This window comes from Microcoleus sp. AT3-A2 (assembly GCF_036705685.1).
GTDB lineage: Bacteria > Cyanobacteriota > Cyanobacteriia > Cyanobacteriales > Microcoleaceae > Microcoleus.
The window spans coordinates 12806-33728 of the sequence record NZ_JAUBVF010000022.1 but is presented as its reverse complement, the minus strand read 5'-3'; the positions used below and the strand labels follow the sequence as shown (position 1 = coordinate 33728).

17 protein-coding genes are annotated in these 20923 nt (G+C 45.1%); 9 read left to right on the top strand and 8 right to left on the bottom strand.

Translation table 11 applies throughout. The features are described 5' to 3' along the window. Window positions 1-526: 526 nt before the first annotated feature. Entirely contained in the window at window positions 527-2542 is a 2016-nt protein-coding gene (tkt, locus tag QUB37_RS14605; protein ID WP_333163096.1) for a transketolase, read from the bottom strand. A 34-nt stretch (window positions 2543-2576) separates the two neighbouring features. Here tkt and QUB37_RS14600 point away from each other — a divergent pair, with 34 nt between their 5' ends. Together QUB37_RS14600 and lysS are read left to right on the top strand one after the other, a co-directional pair. Further along, entirely contained in the window at window positions 2577-2714 is a 138-nt protein-coding gene (locus tag QUB37_RS14600) for a hypothetical protein (protein WP_190734883.1), read from the top strand. A gap of 368 nt (window positions 2715-3082) precedes the next feature. Further along, a complete protein-coding gene (lysS, locus tag QUB37_RS14595; RefSeq protein ID WP_333163094.1) occupies window positions 3083-4636 on the top strand; it encodes a lysine--tRNA ligase in 1554 nt (517 codons plus the stop codon). A 144-nt stretch (window positions 4637-4780) separates the two neighbouring features. Here lysS and QUB37_RS14590 read toward each other — a convergent pair whose 3' ends face one another. The 6 genes from QUB37_RS14590 to QUB37_RS14565 all read right to left on the bottom strand — a co-directional run bounded on the left by QUB37_RS14590 (window position 4781) and on the right by QUB37_RS14565 (window position 10898). After that, complete coding sequence (locus QUB37_RS14590) at window positions 4781-5380, bottom strand: TerD family protein (RefSeq protein WP_333163092.1); 600 nt, start codon at window positions 5378-5380, stop codon at window positions 4781-4783. A gap of 81 nt (window positions 5381-5461) precedes the next feature. Then, on the bottom strand, window positions 5462-6916 hold the full coding sequence (locus QUB37_RS14585) for a TerD family protein (protein ID WP_333163090.1): 1455 nt from the start codon (window positions 6914-6916) through the stop codon (window positions 5462-5464). A 99-nt stretch (window positions 6917-7015) separates the two neighbouring features. After that, window positions 7016-7588, bottom strand: a complete 573-nt coding sequence (locus tag QUB37_RS14580) for a TerD family protein (RefSeq protein ID WP_333163088.1) — start codon at window positions 7586-7588, stop codon at window positions 7016-7018. A 54-nt stretch (window positions 7589-7642) separates the two neighbouring features. Further along, window positions 7643-8176 carry a peptide deformylase gene (gene def / locus QUB37_RS14575; RefSeq protein ID WP_333163086.1) on the bottom strand — a complete coding sequence of 178 codons (534 nt, stop codon included), beginning with the start codon at window positions 8174-8176 and terminating at the stop codon, window positions 7643-7645. 80 nt (window positions 8177-8256) lie between these two features. Continuing rightward, on the bottom strand, window positions 8257-9498 hold the full coding sequence (locus tag QUB37_RS14570) for an HhoA/HhoB/HtrA family serine endopeptidase (protein WP_333163084.1): 1242 nt from the start codon (window positions 9496-9498) through the stop codon (window positions 8257-8259). 170 nt (window positions 9499-9668) lie between these two features. Next, window positions 9669-10898 (bottom strand): transposase, encoded by a 1230-nt coding sequence (locus QUB37_RS14565; protein ID WP_333163082.1) that lies wholly within the window; start codon window positions 10896-10898, stop codon window positions 9669-9671. A gap of 58 nt (window positions 10899-10956) precedes the next feature. Between QUB37_RS14565 and QUB37_RS14560 the strand changes: the two genes are divergently transcribed. The 4 genes from QUB37_RS14560 (at window position 10957) to dnaN (ending at window position 14417) form a co-directional block, all read left to right on the top strand. After that, window positions 10957-11136 (top strand): hypothetical protein, encoded by a 180-nt coding sequence (locus QUB37_RS14560; RefSeq protein ID WP_333163080.1) that lies wholly within the window; start codon window positions 10957-10959, stop codon window positions 11134-11136. A 148-nt stretch (window positions 11137-11284) separates the two neighbouring features. Further along, window positions 11285-12655 (top strand): chromosomal replication initiator protein DnaA, encoded by a 1371-nt coding sequence (gene dnaA / locus QUB37_RS14555; protein ID WP_333163077.1) that lies wholly within the window; start codon window positions 11285-11287, stop codon window positions 12653-12655. Between the two features lie 155 nt (window positions 12656-12810). After that, a complete protein-coding gene (locus QUB37_RS14550; RefSeq protein WP_333163075.1) occupies window positions 12811-12978 on the top strand; it encodes a hypothetical protein in 168 nt (55 codons plus the stop codon). Between the two features lie 299 nt (window positions 12979-13277). Then, on the top strand, window positions 13278-14417 hold the full coding sequence (gene dnaN / locus QUB37_RS14545) for a DNA polymerase III subunit beta (RefSeq protein ID WP_333163073.1): 1140 nt from the start codon (window positions 13278-13280) through the stop codon (window positions 14415-14417). Window positions 14418-14646: 229 nt separating this feature from the next. On the opposite strand, the gene QUB37_RS14540 is transcribed toward dnaN, so the two are convergent. After that, window positions 14647-16107: an ATP-binding protein gene (locus QUB37_RS14540; RefSeq protein ID WP_333163071.1), complete on the bottom strand. Its 1461-nt coding sequence runs from the start codon at window positions 16105-16107 to the stop codon at window positions 14647-14649. A gap of 1234 nt (window positions 16108-17341) precedes the next feature. Here QUB37_RS14540 and QUB37_RS14535 point away from each other — a divergent pair. The 3 genes from QUB37_RS14535 to QUB37_RS14525 all read left to right on the top strand — a co-directional run bounded on the left by QUB37_RS14535 (window position 17342) and on the right by QUB37_RS14525 (window position 20913). Continuing rightward, a complete protein-coding gene (locus QUB37_RS14535; protein WP_333163069.1) occupies window positions 17342-18421 on the top strand; it encodes a permease in 1080 nt (359 codons plus the stop codon). Between the two features lie 144 nt (window positions 18422-18565). Further along, complete coding sequence (locus tag QUB37_RS14530; protein WP_333163067.1) at window positions 18566-19354, top strand: TIGR03943 family putative permease subunit; 789 nt, start codon at window positions 18566-18568, stop codon at window positions 19352-19354. Between the two features lie 182 nt (window positions 19355-19536). After that, on the top strand, window positions 19537-20913 hold the full coding sequence (locus tag QUB37_RS14525) for an oligosaccharide flippase family protein (RefSeq protein ID WP_333163065.1): 1377 nt from the start codon (window positions 19537-19539) through the stop codon (window positions 20911-20913). Window positions 20914-20923 lie beyond the last annotated feature (10 nt).

Below are 20923 nucleotides of genomic sequence, written 5' to 3'. Positions count from 1 at the left end.
CGAATGAGTAATCGGGAATGGGTAATCGAGAATTGGTAATTGGTAATTGGTAAGCGGGAATTGGTAATTGGTAATTTAATCCAATGACTTATAACCTATCTCAAATTTTTGAAATATACAGCCTTGGACCCACCGGGCGGGAAAAACCCCGTTTCTGGCTAGATGCCTCATTGCCAAACCGAATATTGTTGTAGAAACTGGTTTTTCTTCCGTAAGTCTTAATATAGCAATTCTCAATGATTCGCGATCTGTAGCGAGCTCTAGGTTGGGTAGAATGAAGTGAAACCCAATATTCCGATTTGAGATTTTAGATTTTAGCTTTTCCTTCCTTCTTCCTTCTTTCTTTTTCTTCTTCCTTCTTCCTTTTCCTTCTTCCTTCTTCCTTTTCCTTCTTCCTTCTTCCTTCTTCCTTCTTCCTTTTCCTTCTTCCTTCTTCCTTCTTCCTTCTTCCTTCTTCCTTCTTCCTTCTGCTATAAAAAATGGGGCGAGCTCGAAGCCCGCCCCACCAAAAATTATGCTGCTGCTATTAACCCAACAGCGCCTGAGCCTTAGCTACCACATTATCAACGGTGTAGCCAAACTTTTCTAAAGCAACGGGGCCCGGTGCAGAAGCGCCGAATCTGTCAATACTGAGGCTGTCGCCTTCAGAACCCAAATAACGTCCCCAGCCGAAGCTAGAACCTGCTTCAACTGCCAACCGCTTAGTAACAGCTTTCGGCAGTACAGATTCGCGGTAAGCGGCATCTTGTAGGTCGAACAATTCCCAGCAAGGCATCGAAACTACGCGCACTTTATTGCCTGCAGCGCGCAATTTTTCAGCGGCATCAACGCAGAGGTATGTTTCGCCGCCGGTGCCGATTAAAATGATGTCGGGAGTGCCGCCGTCGTCGGACAAAATGTAAGCACCTTTGGCTGTTCCTTCGATCGAGCTTCCAGCCAAGTTAGGCAAATTTTGGCGCGACAAAGCCATTAAAGTTGGGCGGGTGCGGCTTTCAACTGCCACTTTGTAAGCACCGGATGTTTCATTGCCATCTGCAGGGCGCATTACCAACAAATCGGGAATTACTCGCAGAGAAGCGATGGTTTCCACGGGTTGGTGAGTGGGGCCGTCTTCGCCCAAGGCTACGGAGTCGTGAGTCATTACGTAAATAACTCCAGCTTCCGATAGTGCAGAGAGGCGAATTGCTCCCCGCATATAGTCAGCAAATACCAAGAAAGTAGCGCAGTAAGGAATTAAACCGCCGTGCAGTACCATACCGTTAGCGATCGCACCCATGGCGTGTTCCCGCACACCAAAGCGCAGGTTACGTCCTTCGTACTGACCTTTTTGGAAGTCTTTTTCACCCTTGAGCAAAGTCATGTTAGAAGATGCCAAGTCAGCGGAACCGCCGATCAATTCAGGTAGTACACCTGCCAAAGCATTCAAACATTTTCCAGAATGATTCCGAGTCGAATCGGCTTTATCTTCTGCCTTGTATGTCGGCAAAACTTTATCCCAACCTTCAGGAAGTTTGCCGGCAACGCTGCGCTCATATTCTGCAGCTTCTGCAGGATATGCTGCTTTATAAGCATCAAAAGCTTTCTGCCATTCTTGCTCAGATTGAGCACCGCGATCGACTGCTTTGCGGAAGTGTGACAAAGCATCATCAGGAATCTCAAACGGTGCGTGTTCCCACTTCAAGAAATCACGAGTTGCTTTCACTTCATCGGTACCCAAAGCAGCACCGTGAGAACTGTAAGAATTGCGCTTGTTAGGAGAACCGTAACCAATGACGGTGCGGACTTTAATCATGGACGGTTTGTCCGTGACTTTTTTGGCTTCTTCAATAGCTTTGTGAACTGCTTCTAGGTTAGTATCATCGTCTAGAGCGGTATTGTCTACTGTAATAACGTGCCAGTTGTAAGCTTCAAAACGCTTGCCCACATCTTCAGTAAAGGCCAAGCTGGTGTCGCCTTCAATAGAAATGTGATTGTCATCGTACAAGGCAATTAATTTGCCGAGTCCGAGGTGTCCGGCCAAAGAACAAGCTTCGCCAGAAATGCCTTCCATGTGGCAGCCGTCACCCATGATGACATAGGTGTAGTGGTCAACAATTTTATGGTCGGGCTTGTTAAACTTAGCAGCGAGGTGAGCTTCTGCCATTGCCAAACCGACGGCATTAGCAATTCCTTGTCCGAGGGGGCCGGTGGTAACTTCTACGCCTTCGGTGACGAAGTTTTCGGGGTGTCCGGGGGTTTTGGATTCCCACTGACGAAATTGCTTGATGTCGTCGAGGGTGACGCTATCGTAGCCGGTCAAGTACATGAGGGCGTACTGTAGCATACAGCCGTGGCCGGCGGAGAGGACGAAGCGATCGCGATTAAACCACTTGGGGTTTTTGGGGTTGAACCGCATGAACCGATCCCACAGCACGAAGGCCATAGGGGCAGCGCCCATCGGCAGTCCCGGGTGTCCTGATTTTGCTTTTTCTACCGCATCGATGGCCAAAAAGCGGATAGAGTTGATGCAGAGTTCTTCGAGTGATTGGGTTGCAACAGCCATAATTCTGGTTTTTATATGTTAAGAGAGAGTGTGTGTGGTCGATTCTGACAGAGGTGCGATGAGCCGAGTTCGATCGCTCGCGTTTCTGCTGTTCAGTTTCTATGGAACTGCCGTGAGGCTGCACTACATATCATCTCACCTGTTGCGATCGACAGACAACTTAATTTTTTAATGTTTCGGTCGCTTTGTGCAGTCGATAACAATAGTTGTCTGTTGACTGTTGACTGTTGACTGTTGGGGAGAGGGAGTAGGAGGGATGGAGAGGATAGAAGACTTCCGTCAGGATTAAAACCTTACTGACCTTCCGCATCTGTCGATCGCCAGTGTGTCTGGATTATCTGACAAATTGGTCTATGTTGACCAGTTATGATAGAGTTTGGTGTTTCTGACATTTTGCAGCTCGATCGCGAACAGCCAAGATGCCTGTTCCACAAAGAGTGAATTTTCTTGTAGGGTGTTGCTTTGAGCAACGCCCGATCGCACGAGCGCCAGAATAGTGCAAGATGTCAGATATTTGTAATTTTAATCAGGCAATAACTAATGACTCTCAGTGAAGCCGAAGTCCGCAGTCAAAAAGTAGACGAACTGCGATCGCAAGGCATAGAACCGTATCCCAGTGAATCTTACGCGCGATCGCACACAGCCAAGCAAGTTCGCGAAATATTTAGTCAGCCGGGAAAAGAACTCGAAAACGGACAAAGTGACCCCGAAGAAATTTCCCTGCGATTAGCCGGCCGCATCACTTCCAAGCGAGACAGCGGCAAAATTGGTTTCATCGATTTAAAAGACGCCACAGACAAAATTCAACTCAAAATCGAGAAAGCAATCGTCACCGGCGAAGTCGGTTTGAGCTTTGAACAAATTAAAAAATTGCTCGATGTCGGCGATTTTGTCGGCGTCGAAGGTATCGGCTGCCGCACCCCCAGGGGAGAACTTTCTATTTTAGTCAGGGAATTCAAGCTTTTATCAAAAGCTACCATTCAATTTCCCGATTCTTATTACGGAATTAACGACCCCGAAGTTTGCCGCCGTCACCGCGAAATGGATTTGGCAAGCAACCAAGATGCGCTCAACCGTTTTATGTTGCGAAGCCGCATCGTTCAAAGCATCCGTTCCTATCTCTGGCAAGCCAATTTTTACGAAATAGAAACGCCAACACTGCAAGCTATTTACGGCGGTGCTGCTGCTAAGCCATTCATCACTCACCACAATGCTTTAGAGGTAGATTTGTATTTGCGAGTGGCTCCAGAATTATTCTTGAAAAGAGCGATTTGTGGGGGTTTCGAGCGAGTATTTGAACTAGGGAAAGCATTTAGAAATGAGGGCATTGACAGCACCCACAATCCTGAGTTTACCTCTTTAGAAGTTTACCAAGCTTATGCTGATGTTTTCGACATTTTAGGAGTTGTCGAAGACGTGATGTGTTTCGCAGCGGCGGCGGTATTTGGGGATGTCAAAGAAATCGAAAATCAGGGGGAAACGATTAGTTTAGAACGCAAGTTCGACTACAGTGAAAAATATCCCGGTTTCAGCGGCAAACACTGGCGAGTAAAAACGATGGTAGAAGCTGTCAGAGACGAGTTTGGGCTGGATTTTGACAGTTTGGACTTAGAAAGTGCGATCGCCTCTGCAACGAAGCTAGACTTGCACCTGTCTAAGTTAGAACAACAGAGTTTAGGCTACGTTCTCTATGCAGTTTTTGACAAATTAGTTGTTCCCAAACTAATTCAACCTACATTCATCATCGACTACCCTGTTGAAGTCAGTCCCTTAGCAAAAGGACATCGCAGCAAGCCCGGATTTGTAGAACGTTTCGAGCTATTTATCAACGGTACAGAATACTCGAATGGATTCTCAGAATTGAACGATCCGAAAGAGCAAAGAAAGCGGTTTGAGGAACAGTTGGCGCAGAAAAATGCCGGCGATGACGAAGCGCATCCAATGGATGAAGACTTTATTCAAGCGCTATCTTTGGGAATGCCTAACTGTGCCGGAATGGGTATCGGTGTAGACAGATTGGTGATGCTTTTAACTAATACTCAAAGCATCCGAGATGCCGTCATGTTCCCGACAATGCGACCTGTTAAAGATTGATTGGAGTAGGTTTTTTGCAGATGTCTAATAAGTACATGGGGATTTTTTAACCGCAGATATTAGCGGATTAACACAGATAAACGCAGATGGAATTTCATCTGCGTTTATCTGCGTTTATCTGCGGTTAAAACAACATTTTTAAGATCACCGCATAAATGAACCGACAACACCGTTCATATCCTCAGCCAAAGGATTTCCCAAAGCCTTAAACTTCCACTCGCCGCCTTCTCGATAAACTTCTCCCATCAACATATTTAATTTTCCTTCATAAGAAGGGTCATTTGACAATTGATAGCGAGCTATTTCTTTGCCGGCGGCATCTACAGCCCTCACAAAAGCATTTTCTACCAAGCCAAAATGCTGTTTTCTCTCTTTTCCATCGTAAATATTTACGCCCAAAATAATTTTGTGATATTCTGCAGGCAAAGAACTCAGCTTCACCACTATTTGTTCGTCGTCTCCCTCTCCCTCCCCCGTGAGATTGTCGCCTGAGTGAACAACTGTTTTGTCCTTTGACTCCAAATGAGAGTAATAAATTACATCCTCTTTGTAGTTCTTTATTTTGCCATTTTCTCCCAGCAGCATAGCGTAGGAATCTAAGTCAAAATTTGCACCACTGCTTCGCCCGAAAAGACCTTTTTTAGCTTGTGCAACATCCCAGCCCAAACCCACTGTCAGTTTGGACAAGTCGTATTCGCTTTTGCTGAGAACGATTGATTGTCCTTTTGTCAAGTTGATAGCCATAGTTTTGTGATTTTGTAAGGTTTATGGTGAAGTTGAATGATTGCCCTAAGCTAGCATTTTGTTGGCATTAAAAAGCTGTTTCTAGGGTAAGAGATTTTTGATTCGTGCTGATTTTACCCAATGCGGATATTCGGCTGTCAACAAATCATATAATTCCTCATCGGCAATATGTTCCGGGTCTTCTAAACTGAAGAAATCGGCGTTGTCTAGGTAGCAATCGCCCATTTCGTCAAGCTGTTCTAAAAATGTAAAATCGCTCGCTACCGCTCTTGCTAACCAGCCGCGAACTCCCTTACTTTTGACATCCTTCAACGACTTACCGATTGCCACAAACTGCCAAAATATCGGCTCATAGGACGACCATTTTAGCTGCTGCTTGCTTTGCGATTCGTCGGCAGTTTCTCCATCAGTCACAAACATCACGTATACAGGTCGATCGGCTTTAATAGCTGCGTTGCGCCTGCTACCGCGACCGTCAGGAAAATAGAACTTTCTAATTTCCTTCATCACTTTACCGTAGTAAGTACCTCCTTCTAAAGGATACGGTTGCAGTATATTGTGGATGAAGTTTGAGAAATTGTCGATCGACATTTCACCGGGATTGTGGGGGTTGACTCCAAACAGAAATATGTCGATTGATCCGTTGTCATCCAACCGACACCCCAAGGCCAAAATCTTCTCTGCCAAACGCTGAATTTTTCCTGAACTGTACAGCGAAGACATGGAAGCCGAAATATCGAGACAAAGGGCTACTTGAGCATTGTGATTTGTTAGATTTACTTTCTTGAGCGAGATATCGGCTTTCTTAGCGAGATTGAAAATATGCGGCGCTTTTTCCTCAAGCTTTTTGTCTAATGCTATAGCTTTCTGACTTTTGTGACTATCTTCAATAACTGGTAATTTAGGCAATTCTACTGTACGTTTTGCTGGCTTTTCTGGCTGTTTAATCTCTGAATGATACTTGTCAACAAAACTCTGCAACCCTGCTTTATATCCTTGTCCTACGGCCTGAAATCTCCAAGCTGCATCCTTTTTATACAACCGTCCAAACTCGACTGCTGTTTCTTCAGAAAAAGCTTCTGTTAAATCATACCGCGCTAGTTCGCTGCCGGTTTCGCGATCGTACAATCTGATAAAAGCATTTCTGATTTGGCTGAAATTTTGATGTTTAGCGTGTGCGTCGTGAATCGTGACCACAAAAACCATTTCCTCAACAGCAGCCGTTACTTTTTCCAAGTCTACATCAATTGTCTCGTCATCCCCTTGAGTTTGACCAGTTTGATTATCTCCCGAATGGGCGATCGCTCCGTCCGGCGACTGCGAGTTATTGTAAAATACAAAGTATCTTTCATCGGGAATTTTGCCGTTCGCACCTAATGCAAAAACAGAGGCATCGATATCGCAGCTTTGCAGGTTTGAGTTCGATAAGTTTAGTTCAGTTGCTATTTCCCACCCCAGGGCGATCGCAACTTTTGTTAAACTTGGAGATGTTTTAGAAAGATTAAATCTTTCGCCCTTCTTTAATTGAATTCCCATCTGGTTTATCACCTCATGAGTCTGATTGCTTAAAATCGAGGGAAACATTCCTGCTTCCGAATTTCCCCTCGATTTATTTAGCTAGGAGCGATCGCCTTTTTATGCGGCATACTTATCTACAAAGCTTTGCAAGCCGGAATTATAGCCTTGTCCTACAGCTTGGAACCTCCACTCACCGTCTTTCTTGTAAAGTCTGCCAAACTCTACCGCTGTCTCCCTAGAAAAATCCTCGTCCAAATCGTACTTCGTTACCTCTGTGTTAGTAGTAGTGTCGTAAATCCTGATAAAAGCATTCCGCACTTGACCGAAGTTTTGCCTTCTCGATTCTGCTTCGTGGATAGTTACCACAAACACAATTTCTTCCACCACCGGATCGATTTTGGTTAAATCGACTGTAACGGTTTCATCATCGCCAAATCCTTCTCCGGTTCTGCTATCTCCCAGATGTATTACAGAAGTGTCCGGCGACTCCTTGTTGTTGTAGAAAACAAAGTATTTTTCGCCGGGAATTTTGCCAGTAGCCCCCAACATAAACACGGAAGCATCTAAGTCAAAGTCTCCCCCGGTGTCTGTAGCATTGGTATCCCATCCCAAACCAATCCCGGCATTTTTTAGCCCCGGTGCTTCTTTCGAGAGATTGATTCTCCCGCCTTTTTCCAAATTGATAGACATTCGCCCTCCTATTCACAACATCACTGGTGTTACTACTAGCAATTATATCAAGTGTTATAGTAAGTTGACAATTTGCTTTTGGTACTCGTCCTCTGTGATTAGTTCGTGGGTATTTTCTACTCTGTCTAAAAACACGATTCCATCTAAATGGTCGTGTTCGTGTTGAAAAATTCGGGCCACAAAGTCTGTTAATTCTTGTCGGTGGAGTTTGCCGTCTCTACAGGTGTATTCTATCTCGATCGCCCTACTTCTCGGCACTAATCCCCGAATCCCCGGAATGCTCAAACAGCCTTCCCAGTCTTTGACTGTCTCTGTTGATGCAGCCACAATCCGGGGATTAATCATCGCTGTGGGTTCCATGTGGGGTGCTTGGGGATAGCGCAGGTTGGGACGGGATGCGACGATGAACAGGCGATCGGACTGAGCCGCTTGAGGGGCGGCAATCCCCACTCCGTTTGCCTGCTGTACTGTAAATATTAAGCTGTCAATCAACTGTTGAATGCGATCGTCCTTAATATTCTCGACAACTTGCGACGGGCGGCGCAGCACGGGATTACCTAATTGTGAGATTTGTAAGAGTTCTGCCATAGTTATTGGTTAGTCGTTATTGGTTAGTCGTTAACTACTGACAAATTACCATTTCCTTCTTCCTTCTTCCTTCTTCCTTCTTATCGAACTTTTTGAACCGGCAAACTCCCCGGTTTAACAGTCAAATTAACTATTTGCCCGTTGCGGTTAATTTCCATTTGCAACAGACCGCCAACCTTAGCATTTTGCACGAATTCCTGAACAGCTTCCGACTGAATAATCTGCTGATTATTAATTTTTTGAATCACATCTCCAGCCCCCAAACCTGCTGCCGCAGCGGGAGAATTAGGAACAACGCTAACAATAGCCACACCCCGATCGACTGCAACTCGCAGGCTGCTGTTAGCATTGCTGTTAATTTGCTGCTTAACCTCTGGAGTCAGCGTCGCCATTTCAATACCCAAATAAGCGTGTTCGACTTTCCCCGTCGTAATCAGTTCCTTCGCCACCTGTTGCGCCGCCTGAATGGGAATCGCAAAGCCCAATCCTTGAGCACCTTGAATAATCGCCGTATTCATGCCAATAACTTCGCCCGAAGCATTCAGCAGGGGGCCGCCGGAATTCCCCGGATTAATTGCAGCGTCTGTTTGAATAAAACCGATCCGCTTGTCGGGTACGCCCACATCAGAGCTCGATCGCCCTGTAGCGCTTATAATTCCCGCAGTTACGGAATTGTCCAAACCCAAAGGATTGCCGATGGCGATCGCCCATTCCCCAGACAACAGCTTATCCGAATTGCCGATCGCCACCACAGGCACATTATTCGCCTCAATCTTCACCACAGCCACATCCGTCACCTTATCCGCCCCCAACACCCGCCCTTGAAAGCTGCGGCCGTCCTTGAGAGTTACATTTACCGTATCGGCTCCCTCTACAACGTGAGCGTTAGTGAGAATCACCCCGTCGGCACCGATGACAAAACCCGAACCAGTGCCCCGTTCGATCCCGCCCCGGCCGCCCGAATTCGGTTCTATGCCAAAAAAATCTTCCGGCGACAGCCCTCTATTTCCCGGTCTCACCCGGCGCGAAGCATCGATCCGAACCACTGCCGGGCCAACTTTTGCCACCGCAGCCACAATAAAATTCACATTAGCCGCGTCCCCCGACAAGGGAACCGGCGGCAAGACTTTCCTAGCTTGATCCTTTGTATTAGGAGGCAGTTGCAATTTCGGTTCTAGCGCCTTTTGTCCAGAATCGCCAGAATTTGCACGAAATTGAGAAACCGTCAGACGATCGCCCAACATGGCGGCCCCGGCTCCCGTTACCAGCAGCAATATGTAAATTGCCGGTTGCTTCCAAAATTTGCCAGTAGAACTCTTCATTGCCATGTTTTAAGGCTTTCCTGCCAAATCTAAATATTTGCTGAGCAGCTCCCCGATAGCTGGTTTGGACTGCAGAGCCGCCAAATTTTTGGGCGATGGCGTCGGGCCCTCGCCCGTGCTACGGCAGACTCCCTTAAACTTTAGCATCTGAGGAGTGACATACTCCCACATCAATCACAAGCTGTCACCATTGATGTGGGATTCTCAGCGACTCCAGCTATTGCTTCGGACGTTAACTGAGCTTTAAGAACGGAATGCCCTACCGCTCTGTTTTTTATATTGATAGCTGCATTTTGATCACGATCTAGACTACACCCGCAATGAGGGCAATCGTGCCATCTTTTATGCACCTTCTTAGGTACTTTTTCGCCGCAATTAGAGCAATCTTGTGAAGTGTTATGGGCACTTACTGGGACTACCAACAAACCAGCATTTACGGCTTTATTTGTTAGTATCGACAGGAAGCTTGACCACCCAGCATCCAGCACGGATTTAGCTACTCTTGTACGAGCAAGTCCTTTAACATTCAAGTCTTCCACTGCAATAACCTCATATTTATTCAATAAATACTTAGCAGTTTTGAAATGAAAATCTTTACGTTTATCCGCAACTTTCTTGTGTTGACACCCCAGTTGTTTAACTGCTTTCTGTCTACGGCTACTTCCCTTTTTACGTCGTGCAACTCGCTTTTGAATAACCCGTAGGCGTTTTTGCGCTTTGCGATAAGGTTGAGGAATAGTAACCGTTTCACCCTCTGATGTCGTTAAGAATTCCTTCAAACCCACATCAATGCCAGTAATTTTGTTTGGATCAAAATCTGGTTTGATTGTAGGAACGGTTAGATCTTCCAAGCTGAGAGTTACGTAGTATCCATCAGCTTTTTTGGTTATCGAAACAGTTTTGAGCTTAAAGCCATCAGGTATGGAGCGATGCAAAATAACCTTAACCTTCCCGAACATCGGTAAGTTAATAAGGTTATCTTGCAAGCACTCGCCTTTGATCTGAGGATAGGTAAACGTGCGGTAACGACTGCGTGATTTAAATCTAGGTCTACCGCTACATTTTCCATTGCTATCACCTTTCAGAAAACGGTCAAAAGTTACCTTGACTCTTTTCACTACATCTTGGAGAACTTGAGAATAAATCTTGGCATACCAGGGATGAGATTTTTTGAGCTGAGGTAACTTTTTCTTCTGTGAATAGTAATCGGGAGCATCTCTCAGTTCAGGCAGGTAACAAATCAGAGGACAAGCATTAACAGGAGAACGGTTTTGCTCATACCAGTTAAATCGATCTGCCAACAAATAGTTATACTGAGCGCATAGCATAGATAACCATCTGTCGATCTCAATGGCTTGTAACTTTGTAGGGCGTAGTTTATACTGATAGGCCGTTCTCATCTATCTGACTGTACACTAAGTGCTATATATAAGTTAACCAGTATACTGGGGCCTGTCAATGCCTTTTCAAAAAAATCACAAACTAGGGGCAAGGAAACGGTTGAACCGTCCTTTAGACAAGGAAACAATCGGATTCAAAGGCTATGAAGGGCAAAAAGAAAAACTTAAGGCTGTTCCTGAGTGGCAAGAACGTTTGAGAGAGTTTGTTGATAAATTAATTAGTGATTACGAGAATTAATTAGTCAACTCCGTACCTAGGTTGACCCGCCGGAGCGAGCCCAACACCAATCTGATTACAGGTATCGCGCGTGGAATTCCGGCGGTTTCATACCTAAACTCTCTAGAGTAGAATTAATATCTTGAATGCCGATCGGCAAAGGTGAGCAGTGGACATTCCCCTCGAAAGTCTGTGGAATCAGATACTTGAACGTCTCCAGGTACAACTTAGCAGACCTAGCTTTGAGACGTGGATCAAAACTGCCAGGGCCGAACAACTCGAAAATAACTGTTTGATTGTCAGCGCCCCCAACCCCTTTGCTCGCAATTGGTTGCAAAAATATTACAGAGAAATTCTTGCCGATGCAGTCGAAGAAATTCTCGGCTATCCCGTAGACATTTACTTGACAATTGCCGGGGGAAACGAAACAGGCGGCAGCAGCGACTCCGCCATTATTTGGCCCTCCCCCATCGCCGATGTCCCGGAAAGCCACTCGCTTCACCCACCCAAACCCGCCAATTTAAACCCAAAATACCTATTTTCCCGCTTTGTCGTCGGTTCTAACAACCGCATGGCTCACGCCGCCTCCCTCGCGGTAGCCGAGTCTCCGGGCCGAGAATTCAATCCCCTATTTTTGTGCGGTGGCGTCGGTTTGGGCAAAACTCATTTGATGCAGGCGATCGGTCATTATCGCTTGGAAATTGACCCCAACGCCAAGATCTTTTACGTTTCTACTGAGAAATTTACTAACGATTTAATCGCCGCCATTCGCAAAGACAGTATGCAAACTTTCCGCGATCATTATCGGGCCGCAGATGTTTTATTGATAGATGACATCCAATTTATTGAAGGCAAAGAATACACTCAAGAAGAATTTTTTCACACTTTTAATACTTTGCACGAAGCCGGGAATCAAGTAGTTTTAGCTTCCGATCGCCCGCCGCAACAAATCCCCCGCCTGCAAGAGCGTTTGTGTTCCAGATTTTCGATGGGATTAATTGCCGACATTCAATTGCCAGACTTGGAAACTCGGATGGCTATTTTGCAGAAAAAAGCTGAGTATGAAAATATGCGGCTGCCGCGAGATGTGATTGAATACATTGCTTCTAGTTACACTTCCAACGTTCGGGAATTAGAAGGTGCTTTGATTCGGGCGGTAGCATATCTTTCAATTACCGGTTTGCCGATGACTGTGGAAAATATCGCCCCGGTTTTGAATCCGCAAACTGAAAGCGTAGAGGCAACGCCAGATGCAGTAATTGCAGTTGTGGCTGAGGAGTTTGATGTTTCTGTTGAAGATTTAAAAGGCATTTCCCGGAGGCGAGAAATTAGTCTTGCCCGTCAAATAGGGATGTATTTAATTCGGCAGCATACTGGTTTGAGTTTGCCGAAAGTTGGCGAAGTGTTCGGCGGAAAAGATCACACGACTGTGCTTTACAGTTGTGACAAAATTGCTCAGTTGCGGAACACTGACCCGAATTTGGCTCAAACTTTGCGTCAGTTGAGCGATCGAATTAATGTTGTCAGCCGCAAAAGTTAATTTGAAGTCAGTTGTCAGTTGACAGTTGTCAGTTGTCAGTTGTCAGTTGTCAGTTGTCGGTTCTCAGTTGTCAGTTGTCAGTTCTCAGTTGTCAGTTGTCATCACTCAACGCCGTCAACAGTTAACAGTCAACAGTCAACAGTCAACAATTCCCAATGCCCCATAATAGACAATCTTGCCTGTGGAAAAACCTGTGGAAAATGGGCCCTCCGTTTGTGGAAAACTTTACTCGATCGCCCGAAACAGCTTTTGCACAAAAATGGGCGATCAACCGCACCAGCTTTTCCACAAGTTTTCCACAGGTATTTCTTACCTATAAGTGACGCCCAGCAAGCAGTTAGCTTTTTTTTCCACAGTTTCCACAGGGCGATCGATACAAATTTAATTCTATAAACTAAAAAAAACTGGTGATCCCTACACACCCTACACACATAGTTCGCGACGCGCCCTGACTTCAGAAACCCGGTTTCTACCAAGATTTCTCGTTTTTACAGGCGAAATTTTGCCTAGAAACCCGGCTTCTAGTCCCATGCTTAACCCCTACACACAGAAAAACTGACCCGCCGGCTTTCTGTGATACCATTTGTTTCTGTTTCAAATCCGGTTAATTAACCTTCCTACCATGAAATTGGTTTGCACCCAAAGTGACCTCAACGCCAACCTCTCGTTGGTAAGTCGGGCCGTTCCCTCCCGCCCGACACATCCGGTACTCGCCAACGTGCTCTTAGTAGCGGATGAGGAAAATCAGCGGGTTAGCTTGACAGCTTTCGATCTCAGTTTAGGCATTCGTACCAGCTTCGCAGCAGAAGTGACGGGCGGCGGCAGTTTTACCATACCCGCTAAATTACTCAACGATATTGTTTCGAGACTCCCAGATGGAGAGATTACTTTAGAAGACGAAGCGGGGGACACCGTAGCATATCTCACTTGCAGTTCTGGCAGCTACCAAGTTAGAGGCATGGGCCCGGAAGAATTCCCAGAATTGCCCGCAATCGAAGCCGGAACAATCCTCAAATTGCCACCGGAAGCCTTGATAGAAGGACTCAAAGGCACTTTATTTGCTACTAGCCCCGACGAAGCAAAACAGGTACTTGCAGGCGTGCATTTAAAGGTATTGCAAGATTGCCTCGAATTTGCAGCTACAGACGGCCACAGATTGGCAGTAGTTCAAACTGCCAATGAAAAAGCTGAAGGCGAAGAAACTCAAGAAGAATTTGAGGTGACAGTCCCCGCTAAAGCATTGCGGGAAGTAGAAAGAATGCTGGTGATGCGGCAGTGGACTGAACCTGTCACCCTGCATTTTGAACAAGGTCAAGTAGTTTTTGAATGGGCAGACCAGCGGCTGACAACTCGCACATTGGAAGGGCAATACCCCGCATACCGGCAGTTGATTCCGCCGTCTTTTGAGCGGCAAATTACCTTAGAAAGGCGATCGTTCTTAGCAGCAGTAGAAAGAATAGCCGTTTTTGCAGACCAAAAAAACAATATTCTCAAATGCAGCATCGACGAGGAGAATCAGGAAATTACTTTGTCTGTAGATGCTAAAGATGTCGGCTGTGGCAAAGAGTCAATGCCCGCACAGATTTCGGGAGATAGCATAGATATTGCTTTCAACGTGAAATACTTAATTGACATTTTGAAAACTGCTCAATCTCCCGAAATTCAACTGCAATTAAACGGTGCCTTAGCCCCCGTAATTTTTCAGCCTTTGGGCGGAGTTAATGCTACATTCTTGGTAATGCCAGTACAGTTAAGGGCTTAAAAAGAGTCAGTAGTCATTAGTCAATAGTCATTAGTCAACAATCACCGCTGCTGCCAGCGAAATTGATCTAATTCATCTGCGTTAATCAGTGTTAATCTGCCCTCATCTGCGGTAAAAAAAGATAATTTCTGAACCGCAGATGACAAAGGATTGACGCTGATTCACGCAGATAAAAAGAAGAGAGATAGGAATAATTCCCATGCTAATATATTTGATATGAGTTATTGCTTCAAATCAAGGGCAACAAAATTTCAAATTCAGTACCTGTACCGGGCGTAGAATGCAAATTCAACTTGCCTTTATGCTTTTCCGTAACAATTTGATGGGTAATTGCCAACCCCAAACCGGTACCTTTCCCGGCGGGTTTAGTGGTAAAAAATGTCTCAAAAATCCGCCGCTGAATTTCTGGCGGAATTCCCGGCCCGTTATCGGCAATTCGGATCGCTATCCAAGCGTTATTTTGATTTTTTTCCGATGCTTCTGGGCAGAAGTCGCCGTTTTGGCTGGCGGATGATAGCTGTTTGGCATTTTGTCGTAGCTTGCGGGGCGGGACGCCATCGCCCCTAACATAATTTTGAATTAATTCCGAATTCACGCAGTCTCCGTCAGAACTGTCTATTACCTCGGTTTCAATAGTAATCGCAGGCATAAAATCTTTTTCTGCTTTTACCTCTTCCAAAGCGTCGATCGCATTGCTGATGATATTCATAAATACCTGGCTCAACTGACCAGAGTAACACTTGACTAAAGGCAAATCACCATAGCTTTTAACTACTTCAATACTGTACTTGAGACGGTTTTTCATAATTAGCAGCGTACTGTCAATACATTCGTGGATGTTAGCTTGCTTCAAGTGCGTTTCGTCCATGTGAGAAAAGGTGTGCAGGCTGGTGACGAGTTCGGTCAGCCTCTGCGATGAAACTTTCATACTTTTGAGAATTTCCACCCAATCTTCTTGCAAAAAATCAAATTCTATGTGTTTTTTGAGTTGGTTAATTTTTTCGTTTTCACCGACAATATGTTCGTAAGCAGACAGCAAATCCATGATGTCTTTCGAGTAGTTGGACAAAAAGCCGAGATTTCCGCTGATGCAGGTGACGGGATTTCTAATTTCGTGGGCGACTCCAGCTACCATCTGTCCCAAACTGGCTAGTTTTTCGGTTTGAATTAGTTGAGATTGAGTTTGCTGCCTCAGCAATTTTGTTGCTAGTTCATGAATGTTGGATTGGGCTACTAACAGTTCGTGCACATCTAGCAAAGTATAAGTTTGAGGCGAAACTTGAACCACAATCGGTTCGTAAAGCAGTTCTTTCGATCGCAACAGCGACTTCCTGGCTGCATCCACGATTAAAGTATTGCTGGGAAAAATTAAACTCTCAGTTTCGGCAAAGCGGTACAAAGCCCTTACAGGTCGCTTTAAAAATAATTCTCGCCCAAAAGGACGGCTGATAAATTCTAAAAATCTCCGCCGGGAAATCATACCAGCAAATTCACCTTGATGGGTGACAATGACTCCCGGTAATAGCGGATTAGCTTCTAACATCTGAGAAATTCGCATTCCCCAATCCGTAGCTTCTACCTGAAAATCGTAAAGCGACAACTGTTGGAGAGTAGAGTCTAAACAAAGTTCTCCTAGGTCAGCCTGGGAGATGGGTTGGACGGGTCTTTCTACGCAGGAGGTATTCAACATAATAAATTTATCAGCACGCTTTTTTGGGTTCTATTTGCCAGCAGACATTCAGCTACCAAAGGTCAGCAGGCGAGTTGCTGAGTGCTTTGACCGGCATCCCCCTGGCAAACTGCATTTTAAATTACACAAAAAACTGACTGTAGTAAGAAAAATTTTACCACTTAAAGTATTAGGCAATATTGAGTATCACCGAGATAAATGCGCCCTGGTAATTATACCTGACTTTATTTTATACTGACTTGAGCGGTATTAACGCTTGGTTCGACTATTTAACTATTTATTAACCTTAAGTTATCGTCTTAACCTTTTGTTGATAATTATTATGCGGAGAAATATAATTGATTGACAATAGAGAAAAATCGGAATTGCCCGATCGCCCACGCGATGCACCCCGTCAGCAGACAAGCTAAAAGTCCAAATTGGAGCGATCGTGTCCCTGAATTTTAGCTCAGTAAGCGCGATGGCGGGACGCCTTGCAAGCTAAGGCATTTGAGGCGATTTGTCCCATCTCCCCGATCCGGTACTCGCAACCCCCCTTAAGGCTCAGCCAGCGACACACCTGCCAGTTCGTCCCCTATAGGTTTGTAGTGAAAACTAAAGTCATCGCTACAAACCAATTTTTTAGCATCGTTATATAAAACAGTTAGCCTCGCCCGCAATCTGCAAAATCTGCCTTGGCAGTTGTTCTACAATCAACCATTGTTAACCGAAAGCTCCATCAAATCGGCGACGGTTGGCAGAATCAATCGAGTTTAGAGTTTAGATTTTAGATTTTAGATTTTAGATTTTAGAGTTTAGAGTTTAGAGTTTAGAGTTTAGAGTTTAGAGTTTAGAGTTTAGATTTTAGATTTTAGATTTTAGATTTTAGAGTTTAGATTTTAGAATTGAAGCATTGACCCCAGGGATAAATTAGGGGGGCAAGTTTCATCGGATACAGGTTTTTTATTTCTGGATGGATGAATTTGGGGGCTTGTATCCTGGATACTTTCGGTAAATTATTGATTGGCTGTACGAGGCGGATATCAATAGAAATTCAGTCAAATTCAAACAAGTTTAACCAATCCCAATTATTCAAGGCATCAGCATTGATTAAATTAGAAGGTATACAAATTCTAGCAAAAAAAAGACAAAAAAAAATTAACGGGATCTTAACTTAGTGCTATGCTTTGGTATGATCTACAAGGAGTTCTACCAAAGACGTATAGCTAAATACCAATCTACCAGTAGGTGATCGATGCAACCCGCCCTGACAAATCAGTTAAATAATGCTTTCACCCTGTTTCTGAGCTTGTTAGTAGAGGCAATACCTTTTCTGCTGCTCGGAGTTTTATTTTCAGGTTTGCTGCTGGGGTTTGTAGACGAACGCAAACTCGTATCGCGCATCCCGCGAAACCCGCTGCTGGCGGCTTTGATGGGCAGTTCGATCGGCTTTTTGTTTCCCGTGTGCGAGTGCGGTAACGTACCCGTAGCCCGCAGGTTACTGATGCAGGGAGTACCCGCACCAGCGGCCATCGGCTTTTTGCTTGCGGCCCCCACCATCAACCCCGTGGTAATTTGGGCTACTTGGACGGCATTTCGCGATCAGCCAGAAATTGTAGTTTTGCGGGTGGTATTTTCTCTGTCTATAGCCACAATTATCGGCTGGGTGTTCAGCGCCCAAAAAGACTTGCGGCCTCTGCTGCAACCCTCTGTAGCCCGCGCGATTCCCCTGCCAAAACCAGAGTTTTCCGAAAAAGAACTCGTCCAAGCTAACACTCCGCTGCTGTTGCAGTCGGGAACATTTATGCTCGGTCAGCCGGGGGGGGTGGTGCCGATCGAATCTTTGCTACAAGACGACTGGAAGCCATTACAAGGAGGCAAAACAGAAAAAACCTCGCAACGTTCCTCCATGTTCCACCCTGTTTCTAAAGATCGTCTGCGCCTGCTTTTAGATACTATGGTACAGGAGTTGCGCGAATTGGGAGGAGTGTTGGTAATCGGAAGTGCGATCGCAGCCATCATTCAAGTTGGCGCCCCCCGCGAACTAATTCTCAACCTCGGCCAAGGCCCCGTTTCCTCGATTCTAGCCATGCTGCTCTTAGGCGCGGTCGTATCGATTTGTTCTACAGTAGATGCCTTTTTTGCCCTGTCTTTTGCTTCCACATTTACCAGTGGTTCGCTGCTAGCATTTCTCGTTTTCGGCCCGATGATTGACCTCAAAGGCATCGGTTTAATGCTGTCAATTTTTAAAGGTCGAGCCGTAGTTTACTTAATCGTCTTGGCAGCTCAGTTAACCTTTTTAATGACCCTCGCTGTCAACTTGCATTTAGGTTAATAAACTAGCTCAAACAGACAACTAATACCATTTTAGATTTGCGATTTTCAATTACCTTGCTCCCCGACATGGAAGTCACGGATATACGGATAGGTGTTTTTGTCTTTTCCTTCTTCCCTCTTCCTTTTCAATTACTATTAAAAAATGAATCTTAAAAAAATTAGCCCCTGGCTGGACGCCCTAGCTATCTTAGCCTGGGGAATACTGCTTCTTAAATATTGGATCACTGGCAAATTAAGCATTCTAATTCACCCCAATTACTTTGGCTTGACTCTAGCAGGAGGAATCGGCTTAATGGTTATTGGCGGTTTAAAAACTTGGGAACTCTTAAAACTCGATCGCACCACAAAGCAATCGCGGACATCAACAGCAAATAACTCTCTCAGAATCACAGAAGTTGAACACGTTACTTTGTTTCCCCCCAGTATCGGCAGCACCTTAATGTTGAGCGTCGCATTAATAGGTTTACTAACAACACCCCGCACATTTACCAGCCAGACAGCATTAGAACGAGGCCTCACCGAATCCCTGCCCATCACCAGACTGCAACCCCAAGAATTTCGCAATACTACAAAACCCGACCAGCGATCGCTCGTCGAATGGGTGCGGCTGTTAAATTTCAACCCCGAACCGGATACATACAGAGGTCAAAAAGTCAAAGTTCAAGGATTTGTAATTCACCCCCCCAACATAGCAGAACAATATATGTGGATCGGGCGTTTTATCATTACCTGCTGCGCGGCAGACGCCTATCCGATCGGGTTGCCAGTAAAATTACTGATCGGTCAAAGCCGCACCACCTTTGCCCCAGACAGTTGGCTAGAAATAGAAGGAGAAACGATCGTAGAAGAACTGCAAGGCAAGCGCAAATTAATCATTCAAGCATCCTCCCTCAAACCAATTCCTGAACCCAAAAACCCTTATGATTATTAGATGTCGAGTAAGTATCAGATTAAATTTTACCTTGATTGCGAGATGGACAGTCCAGACCGAATCTCTGTATACAGATGAACATACGGTAAAGTCAGCTATAAAAGTGGCAGCATCCTCCTCTAGGAGTTGCAAATAACAAATTCAGCAACTACACTCGTAATTAGGAAATAAATTCTGAGTATATGTCATCAGGAAAAAAATTAGCTATCAAAGGTGCTGCCTGGACGATCGCCAGCTATGGAAGCAGTCAAATTATCCGATTTGGTAGCAACCTAATCATGACGCGCCTGCTTTTGCCTGAATTATTTGGTCTAATGGGTCTAGCGTACGTTTTCATCATAGGCATTAACTTATTCACAGACATAGGTCTGGGCCCCAGTATCATTCAAAACAAGCGCGGGGACGAGCCTCAATTTCTCAACACTGCTTGGACAATGCAAGCTATTCGCAGCTTGTTTGTCTGGTTGTGTTTAATTCTAATAACCTGGCCAGTTACTCAATTCTATGAAGAACCCCGTCTGATGTGGTTGATTCCAGCCATAAGTATAAATACCCTAATAGGAGGATTTAAATCGACTTCCGTATCCACCCTAGAACGCAAAATGAGTGTTAAGGAAGTAGTGCTTTTTGAGTTGGGTACACAGATAATTTCTACTACAGTGATGATTGTGTGGGCTTTCTTCGATCGCAGCATCTGGGCGATCATTGTAGGCGGCTGGACTGGAGCTGTAGTGGAGTTAGTATGGAGCCATTTTTTGATTCCCGGCAAGTCAAACCGCTTTGCTTGGGATAAAGAAGCAGTAAAAGAAATATTTTCTTATGGCAAATGGATATTTTTGTCTACGATTTTATTTTTTCTGTGTTCTCAAGCCGATCGACTCATTCTCGGGAAAATATTTACTTTAACAATGTTGGGCATTTACGGCATCGCTTTTACCCTGGGGGATATGCCGCGCCAAGTCATCATCGCCATTAGCGGCAGGGTGATTTTTCCCTCAATTTCTATGCTGGCAGAGTTGCCGCGGGAAGAGTTGCGCGCCAAGATACTCAACAACCGCAAGCTAATTCTAATACCATTAGCCGTAGGTTTAGCAATTTTTGTGAGCCTTGGAGATCAGTTAATTTTAATACTGTATCGGAAAGAGTATGAGGCTGCATCTTGGATGATGCCAATCTTGGCGTTAGGTATCTGGCACACCACCCTCTACAATATGATGGGTTCTTGTCTGTTAGCCGTAGGAAAGTCTCAGTACCCAGCTATTGGCAATCTGCTGACTTTTGTGAATCTATGTATAAGTATACCGCTCGGATACCACTTAAAAGGTAATTTAGGTGCCGTGATTGCTGTAGCTCTCGGCGACCTTCCTACCTATGCAGTAACTAACTACGGTTTGTGGAAAGAAGGACTAACTTGTTTTTGGCAGGATATTCAATTAACAGGGCTGTTTGTAGGGGTGCTGGCAACTATACTTTGGTGCAGAGTGGCTTTTGGTTTGGGTCTGCCGATCGATAAAATATCACCGATGGATTTAGTTCCAATCAATCAACTGTTTCAGTAAACAAAAATAA

Bases quoted from the DNA above. Each gene is read 5' to 3' on its own strand.
- tkt (WP_333163096.1), bottom strand. From the start codon at position 2,542: ATGGCTGTTGCAACCCAATCACTCGAAGAACTCTGCATCAACTCTATC.
- lysS (WP_333163094.1), top strand. From the start codon at position 3,083: ATGACTCTCAGTGAAGCCGAAGTCCGCAGTCAAAAAGTAGACGAACTG.
- QUB37_RS14590 (WP_333163092.1), bottom strand. From the start codon at position 5,380: ATGGCTATCAACTTGACAAAAGGACAATCAATCGTTCTCAGCAAAAGC.
- QUB37_RS14585 (WP_333163090.1), bottom strand. From the start codon at position 6,916: ATGGGAATTCAATTAAAGAAGGGCGAAAGATTTAATCTTTCTAAAACA.
- QUB37_RS14580 (WP_333163088.1), bottom strand. From the start codon at position 7,588: ATGTCTATCAATTTGGAAAAAGGCGGGAGAATCAATCTCTCGAAAGAA.
- def (WP_333163086.1), bottom strand. From the start codon at position 8,176: ATGGCAGAACTCTTACAAATCTCACAATTAGGTAATCCCGTGCTGCGC.
- QUB37_RS14570 (WP_333163084.1), bottom strand. From the start codon at position 9,498: ATGAAGAGTTCTACTGGCAAATTTTGGAAGCAACCGGCAATTTACATA.
- QUB37_RS14565 (WP_333163082.1), bottom strand. From the start codon at position 10,898: ATGAGAACGGCCTATCAGTATAAACTACGCCCTACAAAGTTACAAGCC.
- QUB37_RS14560 (WP_333163080.1), top strand. From the start codon at position 10,957: ATGCCTTTTCAAAAAAATCACAAACTAGGGGCAAGGAAACGGTTGAAC.
- QUB37_RS14550 (WP_333163075.1), top strand. From the start codon at position 12,811: ATGCCCCATAATAGACAATCTTGCCTGTGGAAAAACCTGTGGAAAATG.
- dnaN (WP_333163073.1), top strand. From the start codon at position 13,278: ATGAAATTGGTTTGCACCCAAAGTGACCTCAACGCCAACCTCTCGTTG.
- QUB37_RS14540 (WP_333163071.1), bottom strand. From the start codon at position 16,107: ATGTTGAATACCTCCTGCGTAGAAAGACCCGTCCAACCCATCTCCCAG.
- QUB37_RS14535 (WP_333163069.1), top strand. From the start codon at position 17,342: ATGCAACCCGCCCTGACAAATCAGTTAAATAATGCTTTCACCCTGTTT.
- QUB37_RS14530 (WP_333163067.1), top strand. From the start codon at position 18,566: ATGAATCTTAAAAAAATTAGCCCCTGGCTGGACGCCCTAGCTATCTTA.
- QUB37_RS14525 (WP_333163065.1), top strand. From the start codon at position 19,537: ATGTCATCAGGAAAAAAATTAGCTATCAAAGGTGCTGCCTGGACGATC.